Annotated in this window: 24 protein-coding genes; 11 read left to right on the top strand and 13 right to left on the bottom strand. The window is 64.4% G+C overall.

From position 1 onward, the window contains the following. Nucleotides 1-11: 11 nt before the first annotated feature. Nucleotides 12-953, bottom strand: coding sequence for an alpha/beta fold hydrolase (locus tag CH293_RS20980; RefSeq protein WP_094721379.1), 942 nt, complete (start codon nucleotides 951-953; stop codon nucleotides 12-14). A 109-nt stretch (nucleotides 954-1,062) separates the two neighbouring features. Here CH293_RS20980 and CH293_RS20985 point away from each other — a divergent pair, with 109 nt between their 5' ends. After that, complete coding sequence (locus tag CH293_RS20985) at nucleotides 1,063-1,668, top strand: TetR/AcrR family transcriptional regulator (RefSeq protein ID WP_255122938.1); 606 nt, start codon at nucleotides 1,063-1,065, stop codon at nucleotides 1,666-1,668. Between the two features lie 43 nt (nucleotides 1,669-1,711). Then, nucleotides 1,712-2,578, top strand: coding sequence for an alpha/beta fold hydrolase (locus tag CH293_RS20990; protein ID WP_255122940.1), 867 nt, complete (start codon nucleotides 1,712-1,714; stop codon nucleotides 2,576-2,578). Here CH293_RS20990 and CH293_RS20995 read toward each other — a convergent pair whose 3' ends face one another. Genes CH293_RS20995 through CH293_RS21015 form a run of 5 tightly spaced genes read right to left on the bottom strand, consistent with a single transcriptional unit; the run spans nucleotide 2,579 to nucleotide 9,674 of the window. Further along, on the bottom strand, nucleotides 2,579-5,077 hold the full coding sequence (locus CH293_RS20995) for a sensor histidine kinase KdpD (protein ID WP_094721382.1): 2,499 nt from the start codon (nucleotides 5,075-5,077) through the stop codon (nucleotides 2,579-2,581). Beyond that, entirely contained in the window at nucleotides 5,077-5,709 is a 633-nt protein-coding gene (locus CH293_RS21000) for a potassium-transporting ATPase subunit C (protein ID WP_094721383.1), read from the bottom strand. Before CH293_RS21000 ends, CH293_RS20995 begins: the two co-directional genes overlap by 1 nt. 1 nt (nucleotide 5,710) lies before the next feature. Further along, nucleotides 5,711-7,819 carry a potassium-transporting ATPase subunit KdpB gene (kdpB, locus tag CH293_RS21005; RefSeq protein ID WP_094721384.1) on the bottom strand — a complete coding sequence of 703 codons (2,109 nt, stop codon included), beginning with the start codon at nucleotides 7,817-7,819 and terminating at the stop codon, nucleotides 5,711-5,713. Beyond that, nucleotides 7,816-9,570, bottom strand: a complete 1,755-nt coding sequence (kdpA, locus tag CH293_RS21010) for a potassium-transporting ATPase subunit KdpA (protein WP_094721385.1) — start codon at nucleotides 9,568-9,570, stop codon at nucleotides 7,816-7,818. The genes kdpB and kdpA overlap by 4 nt, the downstream gene beginning before the upstream one ends. A gap of 5 nt (nucleotides 9,571-9,575) precedes the next feature. Continuing rightward, a complete protein-coding gene (locus tag CH293_RS21015) occupies nucleotides 9,576-9,674 on the bottom strand; it encodes a potassium-transporting ATPase subunit F (RefSeq protein ID WP_019667462.1) in 99 nt (32 codons plus the stop codon). 299 nt (nucleotides 9,675-9,973) lie between these two features. Here CH293_RS21015 and CH293_RS21020 point away from each other — a divergent pair, with 299 nt between their 5' ends. Then, nucleotides 9,974-10,600: a dihydrofolate reductase family protein gene (locus CH293_RS21020; protein WP_094721386.1), complete on the top strand. Its 627-nt coding sequence runs from the start codon at nucleotides 9,974-9,976 to the stop codon at nucleotides 10,598-10,600. Nucleotides 10,601-10,674: 74 nt separating this feature from the next. Here CH293_RS21020 and CH293_RS21025 read toward each other — a convergent pair whose 3' ends face one another. Together CH293_RS21025 and CH293_RS21030 are read right to left on the bottom strand one after the other, a co-directional pair. Next, nucleotides 10,675-11,040 (bottom strand): RidA family protein, encoded by a 366-nt coding sequence (locus tag CH293_RS21025; protein ID WP_094721387.1) that lies wholly within the window; start codon nucleotides 11,038-11,040, stop codon nucleotides 10,675-10,677. Between the two features lie 19 nt (nucleotides 11,041-11,059). Beyond that, a complete protein-coding gene (locus CH293_RS21030; RefSeq protein WP_094721388.1) occupies nucleotides 11,060-11,530 on the bottom strand; it encodes an SRPBCC family protein in 471 nt (156 codons plus the stop codon). Between the two features lie 16 nt (nucleotides 11,531-11,546). Between CH293_RS21030 and CH293_RS21035 the strand changes: the two genes are divergently transcribed. Next, nucleotides 11,547-11,873 (top strand): helix-turn-helix transcriptional regulator, encoded by a 327-nt coding sequence (locus CH293_RS21035; RefSeq protein WP_255122941.1) that lies wholly within the window; start codon nucleotides 11,547-11,549, stop codon nucleotides 11,871-11,873. A gap of 11 nt (nucleotides 11,874-11,884) precedes the next feature. On the opposite strand, the gene CH293_RS21040 is transcribed toward CH293_RS21035, so the two are convergent. Then, nucleotides 11,885-12,619, bottom strand: coding sequence for an alpha/beta fold hydrolase (locus CH293_RS21040; RefSeq protein ID WP_176460078.1), 735 nt, complete (start codon nucleotides 12,617-12,619; stop codon nucleotides 11,885-11,887). 147 nt (nucleotides 12,620-12,766) lie between these two features. After that, entirely contained in the window at nucleotides 12,767-14,980 is a 2,214-nt protein-coding gene (locus tag CH293_RS21045) for a glycoside hydrolase family 3 C-terminal domain-containing protein (RefSeq protein WP_094721391.1), read from the bottom strand. Between the two features lie 89 nt (nucleotides 14,981-15,069). On the opposite strand from CH293_RS21045, the gene CH293_RS21050 reads away from it, so the two are divergent. From CH293_RS21050 to CH293_RS28265, 3 genes are read left to right on the top strand one after another with little or no spacing between them, the layout of a single operon-like run. Further along, nucleotides 15,070-15,645, top strand: coding sequence for a TetR/AcrR family transcriptional regulator (locus CH293_RS21050; RefSeq protein ID WP_241483783.1), 576 nt, complete (start codon nucleotides 15,070-15,072; stop codon nucleotides 15,643-15,645). 33 nt (nucleotides 15,646-15,678) lie between these two features. Further along, a complete protein-coding gene (locus tag CH293_RS21055; protein ID WP_037110522.1) occupies nucleotides 15,679-16,134 on the top strand; it encodes a MarR family winged helix-turn-helix transcriptional regulator in 456 nt (151 codons plus the stop codon). Between the two features lie 55 nt (nucleotides 16,135-16,189). After that, the gene (locus CH293_RS28265) at nucleotides 16,190-16,345 is read left to right on the top strand and encodes a hypothetical protein (RefSeq protein ID WP_170945310.1); all 156 of its coding nucleotides are present in this window, start codon (nucleotides 16,190-16,192) and stop codon (nucleotides 16,343-16,345) included. A gap of 4 nt (nucleotides 16,346-16,349) precedes the next feature. Here the strand turns inward: CH293_RS28265 and CH293_RS21065 are convergent, their stop codons facing one another. Next, nucleotides 16,350-16,643, bottom strand: a complete 294-nt coding sequence (locus CH293_RS21065) for a hypothetical protein (protein ID WP_037110537.1) — start codon at nucleotides 16,641-16,643, stop codon at nucleotides 16,350-16,352. Between the two features lie 53 nt (nucleotides 16,644-16,696). Between CH293_RS21065 and CH293_RS21070 the strand changes: the two genes are divergently transcribed. After that, nucleotides 16,697-17,002: a helix-turn-helix transcriptional regulator gene (locus CH293_RS21070; RefSeq protein WP_037110523.1), complete on the top strand. Its 306-nt coding sequence runs from the start codon at nucleotides 16,697-16,699 to the stop codon at nucleotides 17,000-17,002. Beyond that, nucleotides 16,999-17,388 (top strand): VOC family protein, encoded by a 390-nt coding sequence (locus CH293_RS21075; RefSeq protein WP_037110524.1) that lies wholly within the window; start codon nucleotides 16,999-17,001, stop codon nucleotides 17,386-17,388. The genes CH293_RS21070 and CH293_RS21075 overlap by 4 nt, the downstream gene beginning before the upstream one ends. Before the next feature lie 27 nt (nucleotides 17,389-17,415). Here the strand turns inward: CH293_RS21075 and CH293_RS21080 are convergent, their stop codons facing one another. Beyond that, nucleotides 17,416-17,808 (bottom strand): VOC family protein, encoded by a 393-nt coding sequence (locus CH293_RS21080; protein ID WP_094721392.1) that lies wholly within the window; start codon nucleotides 17,806-17,808, stop codon nucleotides 17,416-17,418. A gap of 49 nt (nucleotides 17,809-17,857) precedes the next feature. Next, on the bottom strand, nucleotides 17,858-21,988 hold the full coding sequence (locus CH293_RS21085; RefSeq protein ID WP_094721393.1) for a bifunctional nitrate reductase/sulfite reductase flavoprotein subunit alpha: 4,131 nt from the start codon (nucleotides 21,986-21,988) through the stop codon (nucleotides 17,858-17,860). Between the two features lie 188 nt (nucleotides 21,989-22,176). Here CH293_RS21085 and CH293_RS21090 point away from each other — a divergent pair, with 188 nt between their 5' ends. Continuing rightward, nucleotides 22,177-22,794, top strand: coding sequence for a PadR family transcriptional regulator (locus CH293_RS21090; protein WP_255122943.1), 618 nt, complete (start codon nucleotides 22,177-22,179; stop codon nucleotides 22,792-22,794). Then, on the top strand, nucleotides 22,791-24,275 hold the full coding sequence (locus CH293_RS21095) for a DHA2 family efflux MFS transporter permease subunit (RefSeq protein ID WP_094721395.1): 1,485 nt from the start codon (nucleotides 22,791-22,793) through the stop codon (nucleotides 24,273-24,275). Before CH293_RS21090 ends, CH293_RS21095 begins: the two co-directional genes overlap by 4 nt. The last annotated feature ends 4 nt before the right edge of the window (nucleotides 24,276-24,279 follow it).

The raw sequence follows: 24,279 nt of genomic DNA on the forward strand, positions 1-24,279 counted from the left end.
CGGATACAGGTTCAGGACGAGAGGAATCGGCTGATCTCGTCGGCGATTCGGTCGGCCTCCTCGGAGCCGACGGCGTGCGACGCCTCCGGGTAGACGACGACGGTGCCGTTGCCGAGTGCACGTCGAGCGACCTCCTCGGCGTCGGACGCGTAGTGCATGACCGATCGTCCGGCGAGTACCGCGAGGACAGGCATTCGGAGGCCTTCCAGGTCGCTCTCGGGGATCAGCGACGGTTGCGGCAGCTTGATCGAGTAGGCGCTCATGGCGGTTTCGATCATCCGAGCCACGGCGTTGTCCTCGACCGGTGCGCCGCCGGCTGTGTACGAGGCGAACGAATCCCGCCAGGACTTGGGTAGCCACGAGACGGATGCCGGGATGGCTCGAACCGCCGTCCCGAGCGGGATGGTGGCGAACGTGTAGGCCGGGTCGATCAGCATCAGGGAGGCAACACGGTCGGGGTAGTGGGTTGCCAGGTTGGTCGCGGCCCATCCGCCGATGGACAGGCCCAGTAGGTTGAATTCGTCTTCGGGGAGTTGTTCGAGAGTCTGGTCGAGCCAGGCCGCGTTGTCGTCGTCGTTCTCGATCGGGACTTCTTGCACACTCATTCCCGGTTCGCCCAGCAGGTCCAGTGCGTACACGTCACCGAGTGCGAGCAGCGAGGGCATGTTCGTGGCCCAGATAGGGCTGGGTGACGATCTGCCGGGCAGTAGCACGAACGGGTGCTCCGTCCTGGTCGGTCCGGTGCCGTCGAAGCGGTAGACACGAACGAATCCGAATTCCGTTCGTACGTCCAGGGTTCGGTCAGGCGTCGGCATGTCCTCCCAGGCGCGTTGGTAATCGGCCACGAACTTCTCGTGCTTGTCCTTGGAGTTCCAATGACCGACGGGGCTGGGGGTGCGGAGGGCGAATGCGCCCGCGGTCACCGTTACCGCCACGACGAGTGCCGCAATCACCCATGCTCGACGCCTTCTCCTGGGGCGGGTTGGCGATGGATCGTCCATGACTACCTCTCATTTCTTGACCTTATGGTCAAAAATTGGTCGATGTCGGTAACCTTACGTCATGTCTGCGCGTATGTCAGGGGCCGATGGACCGACCAGAATCGAGCGCGAACGGCGTGCGCAGATCATCGCCGCAGCTGTCTCACTGGTCGCCGACCACGGATATGCCGCCGCGTCGTTGGCGCGGATCGCCGATGCCGCGGGGGTCGTCAAGGGCACGGTGGTGTACCACTTCACCACCAAGGATGCGGTGCTCACGGCCGCATATCAGCATGTTCTGACCGCGCTGGTCACACACGTCGGCGAGCACGTCGACGCGTCGCCGCCACCGGAACGCCCCGAGGCATACGTGCGCGCGATGATCGGATACCTAGCGGATCATCCGGATCACGCACGAACCATGGTGCAGGCCGGACTGGCAGCTGCGAACAACGGCGCGTCCCGACACGAGAGGCAGGAGCGCTGGCGTCCCCTTGCGGGACTGTTGTCCGAGGCCAGGGGTGACGACCGGGGACCGGGTCGGGACGAGCGCACACTGGCGATCCTCGCGGGAGGGATGATCGACGCGGTCGTCGACGAATTCCTGGAGGACCCCACCTTCGACACGGGGTCGGCGGCGTCGGAGATCGTCGAGATGGTCGGCAGCAGGCTCGGAGCCGACTCGTGAGGCGCCGCGATGAATTTTCATGCCCAGCGCGGTCGACACGAGCATGACAACTCACACTTTCACCGTGCCCGGTGCAACTCTGACGTACGACGTCGTCGGTCCGTCGAGCGAAGGCGCGGTACCGCTTCTGTTGATCGGTTCACCTATGGACGCAAGCGGATTCGGAACCCTGGCGTCGCACTTCACCGACAGGGTGGTGGTCACCTACGATCCCCGCAACACCGGTCGCAGTACATGCGAGGACGACACCGCCGCAGTGACAGCCGCTCAGCACGCGGACGATCTCCGCGCGCTCCTGTCCGAACTGGGCTCGGGCACGGTGGATGTCTTCGCAACCAGTGGGGGAGCCGTGAATGCACTGGCGTTCGTGGCTGCCCACCCCGGACTCGTCCGAACGCTCGTCACGCACGAACCACCGGCCGGTGCGACGCTGCCGGACCGCGACCGCATCCGCGCCGTCTGCGAGGACATGGTCGCTATCTACGACGCGCACGGTTCCGGCCCCGCGATGGCCGATTTCATCATGCTGGTGATGCATCGCGGTGAGGTCCACCACGACTACCTCGATCGACCGGCGCCGGATCCGTCGCAGTTCGGCGTGCCCACGGACGACGATGGATCGCGCAACGATCCGCTGATGTCCAACATGCGAGGTGGCGGGGTGGATTTTGCGCCTGTCGTAGAGGCGTTGAAGGCATCCGGTACTCGCATCGTCGTCGCGGTCGGTGAGGAATCCGGCGGTCCGGTCGACGGTGAAATGGCCGGTCGCGCAGGGCATGCCGTTGCAGCGCTGCTGGGCCGCGATGCCGTCGTGTTCCCCGGCGGACACCAGGGGTTCTGTGGCGGCGAGTTCGGCCAGACCGGCAGGCCCGTCGAATTCGCGGCAGCGCTGCGTTCCCTCCTGGGTTGATCATGTGTCGGATGTCGGTGAGATGGACGACGCCAGCTCCACCGTCATCGTGACGCCGTCGCCGGGGGTGTCCGACACCGAGACCGATCCGCCCATCGCGTCGACGAAACCGCGGACCACGGACAGTCCGAGGCCGACGCCGGTGGTGTTGTCGGTGTCGCCGAGGCGCTGAAACGGCTCGAAGACAGCATCTTTCGAGCCGAGCGTGATCCCCGGGCCACTGTCGGCGACAGTGATGATCGTGCGGTCGCCGACGGTAGCGGCGCCGATCCGGATCGTGGTGTCGGCGGCGTGCCTGGCTGCGTTGTCGACGAGATTGGCCAGTACCCGCTCGAGCAGAATCGGGTCGGCCGCGACGGTGGTGTCCCCGACGTCGACGACGAGGTCGGGTGCGCCTCGCGTCGTGGAGTCGCACGCTGCTCGCACCGTGTCCTCGACCCGAACGGTCGACAGCGTGGGCCGAACGACACCGGCGGCGAGGCGAGACGAATCGAGCAGGTTCCCGACGAGAGCGGTCAACGTGTCGGTGGACTCGTCGATCGTCGCGAGCAACTCGGCGGTGTCGTCGGCGGAGAACTCGACATCGGTGCTGCGCAGGCTGGAGACCGACGCCTTGACAGCGGCGAGGGGAGTTCGAAGGTCGTGGCTGACGGATGACAGGAGGGCCCGCCGCAAGCGATCACCCTCCGCCACAACCGATGCTGCGCTCGCCTCCTCGGCCAGTTCGGCTTGACGGATGAGTCCCGCCGCCTGGTTCGCGACCGCTGCGAGTACTCGTCGATCGTGCGCACCGGTTTTCGATCCGGCCAACAGCAACGCGAAATCGCCGTCCGGCGTCTCGATCGCGGTGTCGGCCGAGGGGGCGTCGATGGGCGCGTCGCTACCGACGGATTCGACGACGTCGCCCGATCGCCGAACGATCGATACTGCACGCTGCGAATAGGTTTCACGGACTCGCTCCAGCAAGGTGTGCAGGTCGCCGCCGCGCAGAACCGTGCCTGCGAACAGTGTGAGCAACTCCGCCTCCTGAGATGCACGTTTCGCCCGCGCGGCACGGCGAGCGGCGACATCGACCAGGAAGGCGACAGCGACGGCCATGATCAGCAGCACCACCGTCGTGACGAAATTGTCCGGTTCGGCGATGGTGAAACTGTAGCGGGGGTCGGCGAAGAAGAAATTGAGAAGCAACCCGGCTATCAGTGCCGACAGCGCCGCTGCGGCAACACCACCGAGCAAGGCGACTGCGAGAACCACCATGAAGAACAAGGCACTCTCGCCGCCGAGGTCGAGATAGGGGTCCACGAGCAACATCGCCAGTGCCGACAGGAACGGGACGACGACGGCTGCCGCCCAGGAGAGAATCCGCCGGTGCGTCGGATCGGGTCTGATCAGTCGGGACAGACGCCACCCGCGGCTGACCTCGTCGTGCGTGACCATGTGGACGTCGATCTTCCCCGACTTCTGAATCACGGCAGCACCGATACCCTCGTCGAGAATGCGGGCCCACCGAGAGCGTCTGGACGTCCCGATCACCAACTGGGTTGCGTTCACGCCGCGGGCGAACTCGAGCAGGGTGACAGGAACATCGTCGCCGACGACACTGTGCATGCTGGCTCCGAGACGCTCGGCCAGTGCGCGGACCTTACCCATCTGCGGCGCAGACACTCCGCTGAGCCCATCGCCTCGAATGACGTGCAGCACCATCAGATCCGCGGACGACTTCGATGCGATACGCCGCGCCCGACGCACCAGCGTCTCCGATTCGGGTCCACCGGTGACCGACACGACGACCCGCTCGCGCGCCTCCCACGTCTCGGTTATCTGGTGTGCCGTTCGGTATTTGGCCAGGGCCGCATCGACCTGATCGGCGATCCACAGAAGGGCGAGTTCCCGCAGCGCAGTGAGGTTGCCCTGCCGAAAGTAATTGCTCAGTGCTGCGTCGATCTTGTCGGCGGCGTAGATGTTCCCGTGCGACAGGCGGCGTCGTAGTGCTTCGGGAGTGACATCCACCAGTTCGATCTGATCCGCGGCTCGGACCACCGAATCGGGGACGGTCTCGCGCTGCGGGACGCCGGTGATGTGTTCGACGACGTCGTTGAGACTCTCGAGATGTTGGACGTTGAGAGTCGACACCACATCGATCCCGGCGGCAAGCAAGTCCTCGACATCCATCCAGCGTTTGCCGTTTCGGCTGCCGGGGGTGTTGGTGTGCGCGAGCTCGTCGACGAGGACCAGGCCAGGTCCACGCGCGATGACGGCGTCGACGTCGATGTCCAGCGCTTTGCTACCGCGATAGTCCACGGTTCGCATCGGGACGATCTCGATTCCCTCGAGCAGGGCTGCGGTGCGCGCGCGGCCGTGGGTTTCCACCACGGCCGCAACGACATCGCATCCGCGTTCCTTCCTGCGATGCGCTTCGCCGAGCATCGCGAAGGTCTTCCCGACGCCAGGAGCGGCGCCCAGATAGATGCGCAGTTCACCGCGGGCGTCGGGGGACATCAGCTGCAGCCGGGGGCGGTCAGACCCAGCGCGACGTTGAGCTCCGGCACGTCGACTCGCGCGTTGCCGAGGAAACCGAGTTGGCGTCCCGAGGTGTACTCGTCGACGAGCGACCTCACCGTGTCCTGACTCAGCCCGTTCACCTGCGCGACTCGGGCGATCTGGATGGCCGCGTAGGCGGGGCTGATGTGTGGATCGATGCCCGATCCGGATCCGGTCACTGCGTCGGCCGGAACCTGATCCGGGTCGACGTTCTCACGTTCGGCGACCTGCACGCGTCGCTGCTCGACGAAATCGGCAAGCGTCTCGCTGCTCGGTCCCTGGTTCGAGGGAAGTGCGGCGGCGGGATCACCCGGTGCGAACGGGTCCTCGTCGGCCACCGATCCGGTGACCCGGGTGTGGAAGAACGGATCCGGCATGCCGTCCTCGACCTGAGGATCCACGCCGATCAAGCTGCTGCCGACCACGCAGCCGGCGCTGTCGGTCAACGGCGACCCTTCCGCGGAGTCCGATCCGAGCCTGCTCACCGCCCACACCGCGGCCGGGTACCCGACTCCCAGAATCACCGTGAGCGTCAGCAGGACGGCGAGTCCGGCGACGATCTGACCGAAGAACCTTTGAACGAAGCGCATGTCAGCCTATCCCTGGGATGAAACGAACGACGAGATCGATGAGCCAGATACCGATGAACGGGGTGATCACACCACCGACTCCATAGACGAGAAGGTTCCGCCGAAGCAACGTCCCCGCGTTGGACGGCACGTAACGAACGCCTTTCAGCGACAGGGGGATCAACCCGATGATGACGAGTGCATTGAAGATCACCGCCGACAGAATGGCCGATTCCGGCGTTGCCAGCCCCATGATGTTCAACGTGCCGAGTTGCGGATACACCACGCTGAACAGTGCCGGCAGGATGGCGAAGTACTTCGCGAGATCGTTGGCGAGCGAAAAGGTCGTCAACGCTCCCCGCGTGATCAGCAGCTGTTTTCCGATCTCGACGACCTCGATGAGTTTCGTGGGATCGGAGTCGAGATCGACCATGTTGCCGGCTTCTTTGGCGGCCGATGTGCCGGTGTTCATGGCGACGCCGACGTCCGCCTGCGCCAAGGCAGGAGCGTCGTTGGTCCCGTCACCCGTCATGGCCACGAGACGACCACCCTGCTGTTCTCGGCGAATCAGTTCCAGCTTGTCCTCGGGGGTGGCCTCGGCCAGGAAGTCGTCCACCCCGGCCTGTGCGGCAATTGCTTTGGCGGTCTTCGGGTTGTCGCCGGTGACCATGACCGTGCGGATTCCCATTGCGCGTAGTTGCGCGAAACGTTCCGCGATTCGAGGCTTGACCACGTCCGACAACTCGATCACGCCGAGGACACGCGCCGAGTCGTCCTGTCCGGCGGAGGCGACGACCAGGGGAGTGCCGCCCATCTCCGCGATCGAGGTGACGGTCTCCTGTGCGTGGAAATGTAGGCTAGGGCCTACATCTCCACGCAGGTGGGAGTCGACCCACGCGAGGACGGAATCCGCTGCCCCCTTGCGGATTCGAGTGCCGTCCAGGTCGATTCCGCTCATTCGCGTCTGTGCGGTGAACGGGACGAACTCCGCTGACTTCTCCGATTCGGTCGGGTGCAGGGGCAATCCGAAATCGAGCGCGCACAGATCCACGATGCTGCGCCCCTCCGGCGTTCCGTCCGCGAGTGACGACAACCTGGCGGCCGCCGCCAATTCGTCGGCCGTGACGCCTGGAATCGGATGGAGCCCGGTGGCGCGGCGGTTTCCGTACGTGATCGTGCCGGTCTTGTCCATCAACAGCGTGTCTATGTCGCCTGCTGCCTCGACAGCGCGCCCGGACATGGCCAGCACGTTGCGCTGGACCAACCGGTCCATCCCAGCAATCCCGATTGCCGACAGCAGGGCGCCGATGGTCGTCGGAATCAAGCAGACGAGCAGCGCAATCAGTTTGACGGGATCCTGCGCCTCGCCCGCATACGCGCCCATGGGACCGATCGCGACAACGGCGAGAAGGAAGATGATCGTCAGGGACGCCAGCAGGATGTCGAGCGCGATCTCGTTCGGGGTCTTCTGCCTCGAGGCGCCCTCGACGAGAGCGATCATCCGATCCACGAACGTCTCGCCCTGCGCGGACGTGATCTCGACGACGATGCGATCCGACAGAACCGTGGTGCCACCGGTGACCGCGGAGCGGTCGCCGCCTGATTCACGCACTACGGGTGCGGATTCGCCGGTGATGGCGGACTCGTCGACCGTCGCGATTCCCTCGATGACGTCGCCGTCGCCTGGGATGACCTCTCCTGCGGAGACGACCACGTGATCCCCGACGCGCAGGTCCGCACCCGGAACTTCCTCGATGCTTCCGTCGGTTGCCCGACGCTTGGCGACGGTGTCACGTTTGACGGCTCTCAGACTGGCGGCCTGTGCTTTTCCGCGGCCCTCGGCGACGGACTCGGCGAGGTTCGCGAACAGGAGGGTGAACCACAACCATGCCGCGACGAGCCACGCGAACACCGACGGGGAGAGCACGGCGAGGACCGTGCAGACCACCGATCCGACGAAGACGACGAACATCACGGGGTTGCGTGCGAGATGCCGAGGATCGAGTTTGGCCGCGGCGTTCGGCAGCGAAGTCCACAGTTGACGTGGACTGAAATATCCGGACCTGACCGGTGACGGTGACTCGTCGACGTCGGATTCGTCGGCGAGGAGCGGGGAGGTGGTGATGGTCATTGCAATGCCTCTGCGATCGGGCCCAGAGCGAGGGCCGGGAAGAATGTCAGTGCTGCAACGAGAACCACGGTTCCCAGTACCAGGACCGAGAACAGTGGACCGGTCGTGGGCAGGGTTCCAGGGTTCGGTGCGCTGCGCCGCTGGGTGACGAGTGAGCCGGCGAGTGCCAGGACGAAGATGATCGGGAGGAAGCGGCCGAGCAGCATCGCGACGCCGAGCGATGTCTGGAACCAGTCGCTCGTGACGGTGAGCCCACCGAAAGCGCTGCCGTTGTTGTTGGCAGCGGAGGCGAACGCGTAGAGCACCTCCGTGAAACCGTGGATGGAGCCGGGAGTGCCCGGTTCACCGGCGTTGCCCTGAAAACCGGTGGTGGACGACAGGATCACGGTGATTGCCGTACCGGTGAGAACCAACGCGGGCATGACGAGCACCGACAGCGCGGCGAGCGTGATCTGGCGTTGGCCGATCTTCTTGCCGAGATACTCGGGTGTGCGGCCGACGAGCAGACCGCCGACGAAGACTGCGATGACGGCGAGGACGAGTAGGCCGTACAAGCCGGTTCCCACACCGCCCGGGGCGATTTCACCCAGCAACATGTTCAGTAGCACCGCACCGCCGCCCAGTGGGGACATGCTGTCGTGTGCGGAATTGACCGCGCCGGTGGACGTACCGGTGGTCGCTACGGCGAACAACGTGGACCCAGGGATGCCGAAACGAACTTCCTTGCCTTCGAGCATCACTCCGGCGGCTTGGGCCGCCACACCGCGTGCGCCCGATTCTGCAGCAGCGGTCACCGCGAGCAGGGCGCCGAACAGTACTGTCACCACGGCGAGCAGTGTCAGGCCTTGCTTTCGGTCGCCGACCATGGTTCCGAACGTCCGGGTCAATGCCACCGGGACGAGCAGGATGGAGATGATCTGTACGACGTTGGACAACGGCGTCGGATTCTCGAACGGATGCGCCGAGTTGGCGGCGAAGATGCCGCCACCGTTGGTACCGAGTTCCTTGATGGCTTCCTGCGATGCGGCAGGAGCCAGCGCATTACCGGCCGTCGACCCATCGAGTCCGGTGGACGCGAAGCTGCTGGCGAAGGACTGAACGACGCCCTGGGTCAACAGGATCAGGGCGACGACGAAGGACAGTGGGAGCAGGATGCGAAGTGAACCGCGTACGAGGTCGACCCAGAAGTTGCCGAGTTCACCGCCGGTCCGTACGCGGACGAATCCACGGACAACTGCGATGGCCACCGAAAGCCCGACGGCCGCCGACACGAAGTTCTGCACGGCAAGTCCTACGGGCTGAGTGAAGTTCGACATCGTCGTCTCCGGCACGTAGGACTGCCAGTTCGTGTTGGCCACGAACGATATCGCCGTGTTGAACGCAACCGAGGGACTGACGCCGGGGAGGCCACCGTTCAGCGGGAGCACGCCCTGAACTCGTTGCAGCACATAGAGAAAGAACGCACTCGCAACCGAGAATCCCAGAACGGACAACGAGTACCCGATCCAGGTCTGCTGCGACCGTGAATCTATCCGACACAACCGGTAGATCCACGTCTCGACGCGGAGGTCCGCCATCGCCGGTGACCGCACCACGGTCGCCGTCCCACCCGAGGCGGAGGCGACGTCCGGTTCTCGGTCGCTGTCGTCCGCGAACACTTTCGCCATGTAGTCGCCCAGCGGGACGTAGGCGGCCGCGAGTACGACTGCCACGACGCCGATCTGAAGGGCAGAAGCCAGAGCAGAGTTCATCGCCGTCAGAACCTTTCGGGATCGACGAGTGCAACGAACAGGTACACGATCGTTGCGGCCGCGATCACCAGCAGGATCACGCTGATTGCGCCGTCGAGTGTCATTTGGACACCCCGTTCGAGGCGATGGCCTTCAGGATCAGCGCGCACACACCGAATCCGCCGGCCATGACCACGAGGTAGCCGAGATCAGCCATGAATTTCTTCGCCCTCTTTTTCGTAGCGTTCCGGCGGCCCAGTGCCTGCCGGTCGACTGCATGTCTACTGCCGTGTGTGCGACGCGGAACGGATCCTTACGGATCCTTTACGGGACCGAACCGAGTTCTGACGCGAACAAGACGGCAGCGATGAATTTCGAGCGACACGACGGTCGGTACTGCAGACGACCTCGAAGGAGAAAGAACATGGGCACGATACGGCTGGAACTGTTCGCGACGCTCGACCTCGTGGCTCAAGCGCCGGGAGGCCCCGAAGAGGATCCCACCGGGTTTCCCTACGGAGGGTGGCAAGCGCCTCTCATGCACGAACTCACCGGAGCTCAGGTACAGGCTGCGTACGAGGGAACCGACGCGTTACTGCTCGGGCGTCGAACGTACGACATCTTCGCCGCGTACTGGCCGCACCAGGAAGGTGGTCAGGACGATTCGATCGCGACACTGTTCAACCGCGTCCCCAAGTACGTGGCGTCGCGCGGCACGCCGGATCTGTCGTGGAACGGTGCCACGCACCTGGGCCCGGACCTGGCGTCGGCGATAGGGGAGATCAGGAATCGGCACGAGGACATCAAGGTCGTCGGGAGCCTGAACTTAGTGCAGACGCTGGTGCGCGAGAAGCTCTTCGACCGCATCGATCTGTGGCTGTATCCCATAGTTCTCGGAGTGGGCAAGAAGGTGTTCGACGGTGGTTCGGTCCCCACCAACCTCGAGCTGCTGGCTCCGCCGGAGGCCACGGACAACGGCGTCACCTACCTCCAGTACGGGCGTCTCGACGGCACGCCGCAGACAGGCGACATGTCCGCCGAGCGGCAGTGATTCGGAAGGCCCGGATGCACGTCAGGGTGCCCCGGACTTCTACCGGGGCACCCTGCGCGGAGTCGGGGGTGGTGTCAGGACACGATCGCGTCGGCTTCGATCTCGACGAACAGTGCTTCGTCGATGAGTGCGCCGACTCCGAGAAGCGTCGACGCCGGACGGGTCGAGGCAAAGATCTCGCCGTGGACTGCGGCGACTTCCTGCCACAGCGACACATCGGTCAGGTAGATGCGGGTACGGATGACGTCCTGCAGCGAACCACCCGCCTCCACCAGCGCGCGTTCGATGGTCTCGAGTGCGGCTCGGGCCTGCTCACCCGCGGTCGCTCCCTGACCGGTGGTGCCGGACACCGCGATGTGGTTGCCGATCCGGACTGCGCGGCTGTACCCGATCTTGGGTTCCCACTCGGACCCGGACGAGATGTTCTGTCTTTGGCTCATGGGGCCCAATTATGCTGCTCTACTTGTAGAACCCGTCGCGCAGGTTGATTCCGTGCTCCACCCACACTTTGAGGGCAGCGAGCATTCCCGTCCAGCCCTGGCAGTTGCCGAACGCGCTCTTCGCACCGGCAGGCGTCGGCCTCCACGAGGACTCCGTGATCGTCACCAGTGTCCTGGTGTCGTCGTCGAGTGGCTCGAACTCGAAGGTCGTCGTGGTGCTCCCGTCGTCGGAGGACGTACCTTCGCCGTCCCACCTGATCACGATCCGATTGGGTGGATCGGCGTCGATCACCTGAACGGGAAACGCGCCGGGAAAGTCGTGGAAATCCCAGGTCACTTCGGCGCCTGCGTCGAGGCGCCCGCGTGCACCTCCGGTGCTGAAGTACTTCGACAGCTGCTCGGGGTCGGCGACGGCCTCGTAGACATCGGCGACGGGTCGGGAAATTCGTCCCGACACGGTGAAGGACAGTTCGGTCAGATTCTCGGACATGTTGTATTTTTACAACATGAGAGCTTCCGGGCACAAGGGTGACGACGATGATCGCGTGTTCAAAGCGCTTGCATCACCGCTACGCCGACGCATGCTGGACGCCCTGAAAGAAGCGCCCCGCAGCACGGGTGAACTGTGTGCGCTGTTTCCCGACATCGACCGGACGACAGCGTTGCAGCACCTGCGCGTTCTCGAAGCCGCCGAACTCGTGACCGGTCGCAAGATCGGCCGCGAGCGCCACCTCTCCTTGGCGCCGCTGCCGATCAAGCGAATTTCGGACCGGTGGATAGGGGAGTACACGCGCGCCGCCGTCGACCTGCTGGGGCGCCTCGACGAGTCGTGACCGAGCCGGGGTCAGACCACAGGCGCAGTGACGGCGGCCAGTGCCTCCTCGATGACGGACACGACCGCGGCCGGCTCGGCAATCATGACCAGGTGAGGTGCATCGATTTCGACGACCGAGCGCAATCCCGCACGTTCGTAGCCGAAACGCTCCACATCGGGGTTGATGGTGCGGTCGTTGCTACTCACGATTCCCCAGCCCGGCTTGGTCTTCCACGCTGCGACGGGCGCCGCTTCCCCGAACGCCGCTGCTGCCAAAGGCCGTTGGGACACTGCGAGTACCTCGGCAGCCTCCGGCGGAACACCGGCGGCGAAGACCGCGTGGAACGAGTCGATCTTCACCGAGACGTCGGTACCGTCTTCGGAGCCCGCGACGGGGAAGGGCGTGTAGACGAGATTGGCTGCGAGATCTGAGTCGGGGAACCTCCCCTGCAGCTCACCGAGAGATTCACCCTCTTCGAGGGCATAACCCGACACGTAGACCAGGCCGACGACGTTGTCTGCGGCGCCCGCCACCGTGATGACCGCACCGCCGTACGAGTGCCCGGCCAGGAGGACAGGTCCCTCGATCGTCTCGACGATGGATCGGATGTACGCGGAGTCGCCGAGGAGGCTGCGATTCGGGACCGCGGGCACGAGAACGCGGTGGCCCTTGTCGATCAACCGTCGTGTCACCGGTGCCCAGCTTGCCGCATCTGCGAAAGCGCCGTGAATCAGTACGACCGTGGGAGTGGGAGTGCTAGCCATGATGGTGCCTTCCGGAAGACGAGAGAACGGTGTGTTCTCCACGGAACTCTCGTCTTCCGGGCCGACGATGTCGTCGCGGCTGGCAGCCAGATACCCTGCGCGCTGGTGGGGGTTCGCCCTACCTGCCAGCAGGGGTGGCGTCCGTCGTCATCGGTCCGATTCGACAATATTGTTCAATGCCTCCGGTGCCATTCCGAATCCGACGAGTCGGTTCAACGGGATCGAGGCCATCATGCGCACCATGTCGACGCCCAGTGCGTCGTCGGAACCCGATGGTGCGGACGGGAACATGTCGGCCAGGGCGGGACCGGTCCGCGGGTCGGCGAGCGCCTCACCGAGAGTCGAGTTCATGGTCAGCGGGATCTCGACGGAATCGCCGGAAATTGCCACCGTTGCCGACGCGCGGATATCGCGACTCGACGCGCCGACGTCGACGGTGTAGTCACCGTCCTCGACGGCCCATCGGTCCGTTCGAGTTTCCCAGTAGGCGAGCGTGGATCTGTCGAGGTGAACCTCGACGCGCTCGTCGGCACCTGCATCCAGCTCGGAGGTGACGGCGAACCCCTTCAGCTCGCGGGGCGCTCGAACGAGCGTCGAATCGGGCTTGCCCACGTAGACCTGAACGACGTCGCGGCCGGACCGAGAACCGGAGTTCGTGACGGTGACCGACACGGCAACGCCGGAGTCGGTCACGGACACGTCGAGATCGGAATATCGAAACTCGGTGTAGGACAATCCGTGTCCGAACGGATAGGTCACCTCGATCTCGCGGGCGTCGTACCAGCGATACCCGACGAAGATGCCTTCCCCGTAGCGGACGTGTGAATTCTCGCCCGGGAAGTTCAGATAGGCCGGCACGTCCTGGATTCTCTCCGGGACCGTCTCGGTCAACCGGCCCGACGGATTGACGACGCCGAACAGAACATCCGCGAGAGCGCCGCCTGCTGCCTGGCCGAGTAGGGCGCCGTCGAGGATCGCAGGGACGATCGCCGAAATCGGCTGCAGGCGAAGAACACCGCCGTGGGACAGTACGACGACGGTTCTCGGCTGCGTCTGCGCGATGGCTGTGATCAGGTCCAGCTGATCCTCGGGAATGTCGATGTCTTCGCGGTCGAATCCCTCGGACTCCTGACGTGCGCCGAGTCCGACGAACACCACGGCCACGTCCGCCTCGGCGGCAGCAGCGACTGCGTCGGCATGCAGTGAAGCGCCGGCATGCGGTGGGTTGTCGGTCGTCGTGAAGCCCTGGTGGTACGTGACGGACGAAGCGTGCCGACGGATTTCGTCGAGCGGCACGTCGAGCCGGGTGGGATTGACGTGCGAGCTGCCACCACCTTGGTAACGCGGCTCCTGTGCGAACTCGCCGATCACGGCTATCCGCCGATCGGTTCGCAGAGGGAGAACATCGTCGTCGTTCTTCAGCAGAACGACGCTCCGAGCAGCTACTTCGCGTGCCAGGGCATGATGAGCATCGAGGTCGGGCGCGGTGGCTCCGTCATTGCGGCGCACGCGTTTTGCGAGTCGGGCGACCGCCTCGGCTGCGCGGTCCACCGCAGCCATCGGAACCGCGCCGGACTTCACGGCCGACTCGACCTGTGCATCGGTTGCGCCGCCGCGGCCGGGCATTTCGAGGTCCAGACCGGCCGCAACCGATGTCGGACGGTCGGCGACGGCACCCCAGTCGCTGACGACGACGCCGTCGAAACCCCACTCACCGCGCAGCACGTCCGTCAGCAGCCACGTGTTCTCGGAGGCGTAGACGCCGTTGATCTTGTTGTACGAGCACATCACCGTCCACGGGTTCGCGGTGCTCACGATGTGGGAGAAAGCGTTCAGGTAGATCTCGCGGAGCGGCCGCGCATCGACGTCCGAGCTCGACCGCATTCGATCGTGCTCGGTGTTGTTCAGCGCGAAGTGCTTCAGCGACGCCCCGACGCCGGTTCTCTGCAGACCGCTCACCCACGCCGCACCCAGGACACCTGCCACGACGGGATCCTCGGAGAGGTACTCGAAGTTTCTGCCGCAGCGTGGGTCTCGCTTGATGTTCACACCGGGGCCGAGAAGCACGTCGACATCGAGGGCGCGGGCTTCGACGCCGAGCGCCTCACCGACGCGACCGACCAGGTCGGGGTCCCAGGACTGGCCCAGTCCCACAGCGGGCGGAAAACATGTCGCAGGGGCGCTGCCGGCAAGTCCGAGGTGATCCGTCGCCCCGGTCTGCTTTCGGACGCCGTGTGGGCCGTCGGTCAGCATCAGCGACGGCACGGATCCGGCAGCGCGGGTGGTCCAGAAGTCCGCTCCGCTTCCCAGCGCAATCTTGTCGGCAAGCGACATGTCGGTGATCTCGGTGTTCTGGTCCATGGCTCGCCCTCGTCGTCGAAAGGAAGTGATGCCAAAACAGTACGTCGCTCGGTTTTGGTGTGCAACGGACCCGCCGTACAGTTCTCCTCGTGGCTCGACGAGGTGCGTACTCGAAAGGGGTGGCCAAGCGGGAGGAAATCCTGACGACGGCCCTCGAGATCGTCGCGCGCGATGGTTACAGCAAGGCCACCGTGCGTGAACTTGCGGACGCCGTCGGACTGAGTCAGGCCGGATTGCTTCACTACTTCGGTACCAAGGAAGTGCTGTTCACCGCGATTCTGCAACGACGCGACGAAGTGGACGTCGACCGTGCACTCGGTGAACCCGGCGAGGATCCGTTGGTCGACTTAGTCGAGCACAATGCAGAGGTGCCGGGCCTGGTGCAGCTGTACTCGCGATTCGCCTCCGAGGCGGCCGAGAAGGATCACCCGTCGCACGAGTTCTTCCGTGAGCGCTATCGGTCGTCTCGCGCCGGGCTTGCTGCCGAGGTCGAGCGCATGCAAGCGTCCGGTGAACTACCGTCGGATCTCGATGCCGAGCGCATCGCGATCATGATGTTCGCGATGATCGACGGACTGCAGACGCACTGGATGTTCGACCCGGAACTCGACATGGCACGGCACGTGTCCTACTTTTGGGAAATCCTGCGACGCACCGGTAAGTAGTTTCCAAATCAATCAAATAGGTAAGCTCACCGCATGACGTCGACACGGTGGCTCGATAATTCCGAGCAGCACACATGGCGTGCCTATCTCGACGCGACCCGTCTGCTGGTGCGCGCGCTCGACGGGCAATTGACTCGTGACTCGGGCATCTCGTTCGCCGACTACGAACTGCTGGTCGTGCTGTCCGAGGCGCCTGATGGCAGGCTGCGCATGAGCGAACTCGCCGACGCCGTGACCACCACCCGCAGCGGCGTCACGCGCGCAACCACCAGGCTCGTCGACGCCGGTTGGGTGAAGCGAGTCAAATGCGACGACGACAAGCGTGGGATGTCGGCCGAACTCACCGACGCGGGATTGGCAAAGCTCGCCGACGCCAGCCCGGGACACGTCGCTGCCGTGCGAGAGTTGATGTTCGATCGCCTGACACCCGAAGACGTCGCGTCACTGGGACAGGCGTTCGATCGCATGAGGTCGCACATCAGCGATTGACGGAGACGATCGCGAGCGAGGCTTGCCTGTCGACCACAACACCCTGGAGACGCAAGTGATGCAGTGGCGGGACGCGGTACAACTGGCCTTGATCGTCGTGCTGGCAGGCGTGGGCACCTGTCTGCTCGTAGTGGGTGCCTATGGCTCCGGCGGAGTGATGCTCGCGCTGGCGGCGCTGTGGTTCTGGCGTGTCTATCGCACGACGGAGTGAGTGATCATTCGTCGTCGCCGGGGCGGGGGACTGGGGTCTCCCAGCGTCGGCGACGCTCGTCGTCGGTTTGGTCCCACCAGGGTGTGCCGCGTTCGCCGAGCGCAACCTTGGAGGCCTGAACTCCTGCCCGTGACTCCGGGGCGCCGCCCGTTGCCTTCACGTCGCGGCGCCATGCCATGAGTATCGACCGTAGCTCCGCAGCTCGATCCTCCGGAATTGCCGGGTCGGTCGCCCTCCATCGGCGACCGTTGATCACGACATATCGACCGTCTTCGGTGCGCTCGGGGCCATCGGGCATGAGGTCGACGGTACGCATTGACATGCAAGCGCGTACTTGCCTATTGTTTTCTCATGCCCGACGACTCGGGGACTCCCGAACTGTTCAAGGCGTTGTCGGATGCCACCCGTCGAGTGATTCTGGACGAATTGGTGCTCCGCGACGAGCAGACGCTGTTCGAGTTGTGCACCCGACTCATCTCGATCCACGGGTTTTCGTTGTCCAGGCAGGCGGTGTCCCAGCATCTGGACGTGTTGGAGGCCGCCGGACTGATTCGCTCGGAACGCAAGGGCCGCTACAAGTTTCACTATCTCGACACGTCACCGCTTCGCTCGATAGTCGACCGATGGCCGGTCGCCGGAGAACAGGAGAAATCATGAAGATCTACATCACCAGCCTCATGGTGTCCGACCAGGACAAAGCGCTCGCGTTCTACACCGACATATTGGGATTCGTCGTCAAGCACGCCATTCCGCTGGGCGAACACAAGTGGCTGACTTTGGTCGGTCCAGGCAACGAAGACGGGCCCGAACTCGGCCTCGAACCTGCGGAACACCCCGCGGTGAAGCCATTCCGCGACGCCCTGATGGCCGACGGCATTCCTGCCACGTCTTTCGCTGTCGACGACGTCCGCGCCGAATACGAGCGTCTGATCGGCCTCGGCGTCGTGTTCACGCAGAAGCCCACCGACATGGGCCCGGTCACCGTCGCGACGTTCGACGACACCTGCGGCAACCTGATTCAGATCTCCAACTACGCAGGCTGAGATGGCGCGCCGGCGTGGCTCGGGCGACTAGAACGCATCCCTGGTGCGCCACGCCATCTCCTGCAGCGTCCATGTGTTGTCGTCGGGATCGGCGAATGCCGCGTACTTCACCCCGCCTCCCACATCCTGGACGTCGTCGACCCGAACGCCGCGGTGTTCCAACTCGGCCCGCGATGCTTCGATGTCCGCGACGACCAGATGCAGCCCTTTGGTCGAACCGGGAGGCATTGCGTACGCACCGAGCCCGGTTCCCATGCTGATCGAACATGCCGACCCGGGAGGGGTCAGCTGAACCACGCGAACACCCTCTGCGGGAGTCACATCCACGTCGGCTACGAACCCGAGCTTGTCCACGTAGAACGCTTTGGCTCGATCGACATCGCTCACCGCGATAGGGATCAGTTCCAACTTCATGTCCATGTATCCTCCTCGAGCCCGGTACCTCGGCAGAGCCTAGCGAGGACGATACTCAGTACACGTCGCGGACGTACCTCTTCTCGGCCGACAACGACTTCACGTAGGCGTCGGCGCTGGCTGGAGCGAGCCGACCATGCTGAGCGACAATGCCTTTGAGTGCATTGTCGACGTCCTTCGCCATTCGTGACGCGTCGCCGCAGACGTAGAAGTGTGCGCCCTCCTGGAGCCACTTCCACAGCGTCGGACCGTGCTCGACCATCCGATCCTGCACGTACACCTTGGACGCTTGATCCCGAGAGAACGCGACGTCGAGGCGCGTGAGGGAACCGTCGTCGAGCATCGTCGTCAGCTCGTCGCGGTAGTAGAAGTCCGTTGCGGCATGTTGCTCACCGAAGAACAGCCAGTTCGGGCCGGTGTGGCCGAGAGCGCGCCTTTCGTGGAGGAAGGCGCGGAAGGGGGCGATGCCCGTTCCAGGTCCGACCATGATCATCGGTACGGTCGGGTCCTCCGGTGGTTTGAAATGCGCCGACTTCTGAACGAAGATTCCCACGTCCTCACCCTCGGCGTGGTCGGCGAGATACGTCGAACACACACCACGACGCGGTATGCCGTGCACGTTGAACCGTACCGTGGACACGGTCAGTTGCACTTCGCTCGGGCTTTCCTTCGGACTCGACGAAATGGAGTAGAGCCGCGGCTGCAGCGGCTTCAGTACCGTCAGCCACTGATCCACGTCCGCTGTCACCGGAGCGTGGGCCAGTACGTCGATGGACTGCCGACCCCACATCCAGTCCGCGAGCGCACTCTTGTTCTCCGGCATCAGCATTCGTTCGAGATCGGCGTCGTTGGTGCGGGAGTGCACGAACTTCAGCAAATCCGGTGTGGCCTTAGCGATCTCGAGCCGGTCGCGGAGAGCGATGCGAAGCGGCATCGACTCGTGCCCGGCGAGGTCGACGACGGTGTCTCCGTCCAGACCCGTTGCGCCCAGCCACTCGTCGACCAGTACGTCATTGTTGCGCGGCCAGACGCCGAGCGCGTCACCCGCCGAGTAGGTGAGCGTGCCTTCCGGCAAGTGGAATCCGAACTGCCTGACGTCCTTGCTCGACCCGGCCGCACTCAGTGGGGTGTTACGCACCAGTGCGGTGGGCAGCGGCGCCTTCTTGCCGTACGACGGCGCCCCGGCGGCCGATGCTGACGTCGGAGCGATCACGGCCGGTGGGACGGGCTGCGATGCCGTGTTCAGCTTGGCCAGCACCCGTTCGAGCCACATCGCCGACGCTTCCTCGTGGTCGGGTTCGCAGTCGACTCGGCCCACGAGGCGTTCACCGCCGAGATCGGCCAATCTGCTGTCGAGTCGACGCCCGTTGCCGCAGAAGTCGTCGTAGTTGGAGTCTCCGAATGCAAGCACCGAGTAGCGGTGTCCGGTCAGGTCCGGGGCGTCGTCTCCGCTGAGTCCGTCGAGGAACGTCGCACCGTTGTCGGGTGCGTCACCGTCACCGGTCGTGCTGCTGATCAGCAGCACGACTGTGTACTGCGACAGACGAGCGGCCGGAAAATCGTCCATGACGTGCTCCGTCACCGCGATACCGGCGTTCCTCAGCGCATCCACGCTGGAGTAGGCGAACTCCTCGGCTGTGCCGGTCTGCGACGCCCACAGGACGAGCACCGCTGACTTGTCCGATGCATCCTGCCCGAGCGGGTCGTTCCCCGCCTGTGTGTCCAGTGCGGCCACGTCCTGGCGCGAGAACAGGCCTGCGAGCAGACCTTCCACCCACGCTCGGGTCTCGAGGGAGAGGGGAGTAGTGGCGGGCAACATAGGAGTGCCGGCCAACGAACCGTCCGCGCGGAGACCGGCGAGAAGGCCTGCGATGTAACGCTGTTCGTGCACGGGGAGTGGTAGCGCCGGTCCGGCGTGATCGCCGACCAGACCGGCCAGCGCGTCGACTGCCGAAGGCGAAGCCGAAGCGGGTACGGGGTCGCTTTTCTCGACGGCCCCGGCAACCTTGGTCAACGTCACGGCGCACACCTTGAACTCAGGCTGTTGGGACAACGGATCGATCGCGTCGTTGGTCACGGCGTTGATGGACAGGTATTCACCGAAGGAGTCGTTCCAGTGGAACGGCGCGAAACAGTCTCCCGGTCGGACGCGATCGCTGATCACGGCAGGCAGCACTGCTCGGCCACGCCGGGACGCTACTTCGATCCGGTCGCCGTTCGCAGCGCCGAGCCGTTCGGCATCGAGGGGATGAAGTTCGACGAAGGGACCAGGGTTCAGCTTGTTCAGTTTGGCCACCTTTCCGGTCTTCGTCATGGTGTGCCACTGGTGCTGAAGTCGGCCGGTGTTGAGCAGGAACGGGTAGTCGTCGTCGGGCATCTCCGCCGGTGCCATGGACGGTCGAGCGAAGAACTGCGCTCGGCCGGTCGGCGTCGGAAAAGACAGGCGCGGAACCGATCCGTCGCTCAGCACGCGCCGGGTCTGGCTGATTCCGTCGTTGACATAGCGAATGGGATGCCGGTCGGCGTCGTCGTCCGGCGGGCACGGCCACTGCAACGAGGTGGCGCGCAGACGGTCGTACGTCGCTCCGCGCAGGTCGTACCCGGTCCGCGGATTGGAGAATTGTTTGATCTCCTCGAAGATCTCCTCGGCGCTCGAATAGGTGAAAGCGTCGGCGAATCCGAGCTCGCAGGCCATTGCTGCGATGATCTGCCAATCCGGCAACGCCTGCCCCGGAGCGTCGACGGCCTTCTGGAACAGTGTGAGGTTGCGTTCGGAGTTGATCATGACACCCTCCGATTCCGTCCACAGTGCGGCGGGAAGGACGACGTCGGCGTATCCGTTGGTCTCGTTGTCCGCGAACACATCCTGAGTGATCACCAACTCGGCACGTTCGAGTCCGGCAATGACTGTCTTCCTGTTTGCCACCGAGGCAACAGGATTGGTGCAGATGATCCAGCATGCCTTGATGTCGCCGTCGGCCATGCGTGAGAACATGTCGATGGTGCCGCCGCCGACCTCGGTGCGGAGTGTTCCGGGAGGAAGATCCCACCGGTTCTCCACGAACGTCCGATCCTCCTCCGACAACACGGACCGCTGACCCGGTAGACCGGGGCCCATGTACCCCATCTCGCGGCCGCCCATGGCGTTCGGCTGACCGGTCAGAGAGAACGGACCACTGCCGGTACGGCAGATCGCCCCGGTCGCCAGATGTAGATTGATCACGGCGTTGGTGTTCCAAGTTCCATGCGTCGACTGGTTCAAACCCATTGTCCAGCAGCTCATCCAGTTACCGGCCTCGCCGATCCACGTCGCGGCCGTCCGCAGTGCCTGCTCGTCGATGCCGGTTCTCCTGCTCACCTCGGCCGGCGTGTACTCGGCGAGGAAGCCCTCCATGGCTTCCCAGCCGTCGGTGAACTCGTCGACGAACTCGCGATCCACGTGACCGTCGGCGACCAGAAGGTGCAGGAGACCGTTCAACAGGTCCAGGTCGGTTCCGGGGGTGATCTGCAGATGCAGGTGAGCTTTGTCCGCGGTGGCGTTGCGCCGAGGATCGACCACGATCAACTTGGCGCCCTGCTTGACCCGATCCATCATGCGTAGGAACAAGATGGGGTGACAGTCGGCCATGTTCGCCCCGGTGACGAAGAATACGTCCGCGTGATCGAAATCCTCGTACGAGCCGGGAGGGCCGTCCGCTCCCAACGATTGCTTGTAGCCGGTACCTGCGCTGGCCATGCAGAGCCTCGAGTTGGACTCGATCTGGTTGGTGCCGATGAAACCCTTGGCCAACTTGTTCGACAGATACTGCGCCTCGAAGGACATCTGCCCGGACACGTAGATCGCAACGGAGTCGGGTCCGTGTTCGTCGAGGATCGCCCGTAGCCTGCGCGCCGTCTCCACGATCGTCCGACGTGTGTCCGCAGGCATCGGATCGTCCCCACGCCTGGCTCTGGTCAGCGCGGTGGTGAGGCGCCCGGGAGCCAGCAGCATGTCCGACGTCGTCGAACCCTTCGTGCAGAGTCGGCCGAAGTTCGACGGATGGGACTTGTCTCCGACGGACTTCTCGACCGTCGCCGGGCCGTCGGGTCCCCGGGTGATCTGCAACGTCATTCCGCATCCGACGCCGCAGTACGCGCACACCGTCTTGACGGTGTCCACACTGACGTCGACTGTTTCTGTTGCCACGAACCCACGATCATCGTTCGAGGATTCCCATCGATGACCTGACGGTTAGGCCGATGTGACGATGTCCTCACGGCTTCCCGGTGCGCGACGTGAAGTCGGCTGGATTGGATCCGAACGAATCCGACGAATGGGATATTTCCGCTGGTAGCGGCTTTGACACGCACGAGTACTCCTGCGAGAGTAGTTCTGTGTCGTCCATCCGCCTGTTCATTCTGGGGTCCCTTGCCCAGCGAGGTGAGATGCACGGCCACCACCTCAAGTTGCTCGCCGAAGAAGAACACGTCCACATGTGGACCGACATCTCCGTCGGCGGGCTGTACGGCGCGCTGAAGCGGTTGCATGCCGAGGGGCTGATTTCCGATGTGCGCACCGAGCAGGAAGGCAACTTTCCGGCTCGCCAGGTGTACGGCATCACCGAGGCCGGCCGCGTCGCACTGAGTGAACTCAGACTCGACGGACTGACCGAGTACGTGCTGCGACCCGATCCGTTCGACCTGGCCCTCAGCAGGCTCGACCCCGATCGTCTCGACGAGCTTCCCCGCATCGTCACAAGCCGCATCGCGATGCTGAAAGAACTGCTGCGCACCGCCCGAGAAGCAAATGCACGGGCGCGGCCGTACTTGTCGCGGGCCGAGATGTTCGCTCTGGAACATCGCGAAAAGCGCCTGCACGCCGAAATCGACTGGCACGAAAGCCTCGTCGACGCCTTGCCCGACGTCGTCGCCGAGGAACGTGCACGAACACACTTTCCGCCCCCACACCAGCCACCGCCATCACACCGATCGAAGGGCTCTTCCACATCATGACCGAAATCAACTCACGAGCCTCGGCACCGGCCGCGGTGGTGCCACGCCGCTCATGGCAGGCGCTGGTGGTGCTGCTGCTCGGAATGTTCATGGCGCTGCTCGACACCACCATCGTCAACGTCGCACTGCCGACCATCGAAACCAGCCTCGACGCGTCCGAAGCAACGCTGTCCTGGATCATCTCCGGGTACGCCTTGGCGTTCGGGCTTGCGCTCATCCCGGCCGGAAAAGTAGGCGACCGAATCGGTCACAAATGGGTGTTCTTCGCCGGGTTGGCACTGTTCACCGTGGCCAGCTTCGCATGTGGGTTGGCTCAGAACGACATTCAACTCGTCGTTGCTCGTATCGCCCAGGGACTGGCGGGTGGCATCTTCGTCCCCGCCGTGACCGCGTTCATCCAGCTGCTGTTCCCAGGGCAGGTGCGGGGCAAGGCATTTGCGATCATGGGCGCAGTCATCGGCGTCTCCACCGCGCTCGGTCCCATAGCGGGCGGTCTCATCATCGAGGCGTTCGGAAACGAGAACGGTTGGCGCGGAGTGTTCTGGGTCAACCTGCCCATCGGCATCGTCGGACTGATCGCCGCCGCGGTTCTGCTGCCGAAGCGATCCGATACGGAGACCACGCCGCAATCCGGAATCGACTGGGTCGGCCTCGTTCTCGTCACCGCTGGTCTCGTCGCGCTGCTCGTACCGCTGATCGAAGGCCAGGACCAGGGCTGGCCACTGTGGACGTATCTGACGCTCGTCGCAGGCGCGCTGTTGATCGCTGCGTTCGCCGTATGGGAAGTCCGATACACACGGCGCGGACTCAACCCGCTGGTGCCGCCCAAACTCTTCACCCACCCCGCTTTCACCGGTGGCACCATCCTGGCACTTGTGTACTTCGCGTCGTTCACCAGCATCTTCTTCACACTGTCACTGCTTTGGCAAACAGGTCTGGGCAACTCCGCGCTGTCGTCGGGAGCAGTCATGCTTCCGTTCGCGATCGGAAGCATCATCGCGTCGTCGCAGAGCAACAGGCTCACACAACGCCTCGGGCGCACGGTGCTGCTGCTCGGGACGTCGTTCGTCGCCATCGGTCTGATCTGGATCTGGATCGTTCTCGCCACAACCGATGCGGCGGACCTCACCAACTGGAAGCTGCTGCTTCCGTTGCTCATCGGCGGACTCGGCAACGGCGCCTTCATCGCACCGAACGCGCAGTTCATCGTCGCGACGGTCGACCGTCAAGATGCGGGAGCGGCCAGCGGCGTGATCTCGACGATGCAGCGCATCGGCAGTGCCGTCGGCATCGCGGTGATCGGCAGTGTGCTCTTCGGATCGCTGACGATCACCGGCCCCGACACTGTGGCCAGCGGATTCATGCACGCCGCGTCCGTCGCGATGGCCGTCAGTGCAGCGTTCGGTGTCGCGGCACTGCTGCTCGTCTTCGCTCTACCCAAGCGCGTCGATGCGCCAGGGCCACCCGTCCGGAGTGAGTAACCGC

It is taken from the genome of Rhodococcus sp. 14-2470-1b (assembly GCF_002259415.1).
Taxonomy (GTDB): Bacteria; Actinomycetota; Actinomycetes; order Mycobacteriales; family Mycobacteriaceae; genus Rhodococcoides.

Bases quoted from the DNA above. Each gene is read 5' to 3' on its own strand.
- CH293_RS21075 (WP_037110524.1), top strand. From the start codon at position 16,999: ATGAAGATCTACATCACCAGCCTCATGGTGTCCGACCAGGACAAAGCG.
- CH293_RS21030 (WP_094721388.1), bottom strand. From the start codon at position 11,530: ATGTCCGAGAATCTGACCGAACTGTCCTTCACCGTGTCGGGACGAATT.
- CH293_RS21065 (WP_037110537.1), bottom strand. From the start codon at position 16,643: ATGCCCGATGGCCCCGAGCGCACCGAAGACGGTCGATATGTCGTGATC.
- CH293_RS21070 (WP_037110523.1), top strand. From the start codon at position 16,697: ATGCCCGACGACTCGGGGACTCCCGAACTGTTCAAGGCGTTGTCGGAT.
- CH293_RS21095 (WP_094721395.1), top strand. From the start codon at position 22,791: ATGACCGAAATCAACTCACGAGCCTCGGCACCGGCCGCGGTGGTGCCA.
- CH293_RS21040 (WP_176460078.1), bottom strand. From the start codon at position 12,619: ATGGCTAGCACTCCCACTCCCACGGTCGTACTGATTCACGGCGCTTTC.
- CH293_RS21080 (WP_094721392.1), bottom strand. From the start codon at position 17,808: ATGGACATGAAGTTGGAACTGATCCCTATCGCGGTGAGCGATGTCGAT.
- CH293_RS20985 (WP_255122938.1), top strand. From the start codon at position 1,063: ATGTCTGCGCGTATGTCAGGGGCCGATGGACCGACCAGAATCGAGCGC.
- CH293_RS21025 (WP_094721387.1), bottom strand. From the start codon at position 11,040: ATGAGCCAAAGACAGAACATCTCGTCCGGGTCCGAGTGGGAACCCAAG.
- CH293_RS20995 (WP_094721382.1), bottom strand. From the start codon at position 5,077: ATGTCCCCCGACGCCCGCGGTGAACTGCGCATCTATCTGGGCGCCGCT.
- kdpB (WP_094721384.1), bottom strand. From the start codon at position 7,819: ATGACCATCACCACCTCCCCGCTCCTCGCCGACGAATCCGACGTCGAC.
- CH293_RS21055 (WP_037110522.1), top strand. From the start codon at position 15,679: ATGACGTCGACACGGTGGCTCGATAATTCCGAGCAGCACACATGGCGT.
- CH293_RS21000 (WP_094721383.1), bottom strand. From the start codon at position 5,709: ATGCGCTTCGTTCAAAGGTTCTTCGGTCAGATCGTCGCCGGACTCGCC.
- kdpA (WP_094721385.1), bottom strand. From the start codon at position 9,570: ATGAACTCTGCTCTGGCTTCTGCCCTTCAGATCGGCGTCGTGGCAGTC.
- CH293_RS21020 (WP_094721386.1), top strand. From the start codon at position 9,974: ATGGGCACGATACGGCTGGAACTGTTCGCGACGCTCGACCTCGTGGCT.
- CH293_RS21035 (WP_255122941.1), top strand. From the start codon at position 11,547: ATGAGAGCTTCCGGGCACAAGGGTGACGACGATGATCGCGTGTTCAAA.
- CH293_RS21045 (WP_094721391.1), bottom strand. From the start codon at position 14,980: ATGGACCAGAACACCGAGATCACCGACATGTCGCTTGCCGACAAGATT.
- CH293_RS21015 (WP_019667462.1), bottom strand. From the start codon at position 9,674: ATGACACTCGACGGCGCAATCAGCGTGATCCTGCTGGTGATCGCGGCC.
- CH293_RS20990 (WP_255122940.1), top strand. From the start codon at position 1,712: ATGACAACTCACACTTTCACCGTGCCCGGTGCAACTCTGACGTACGAC.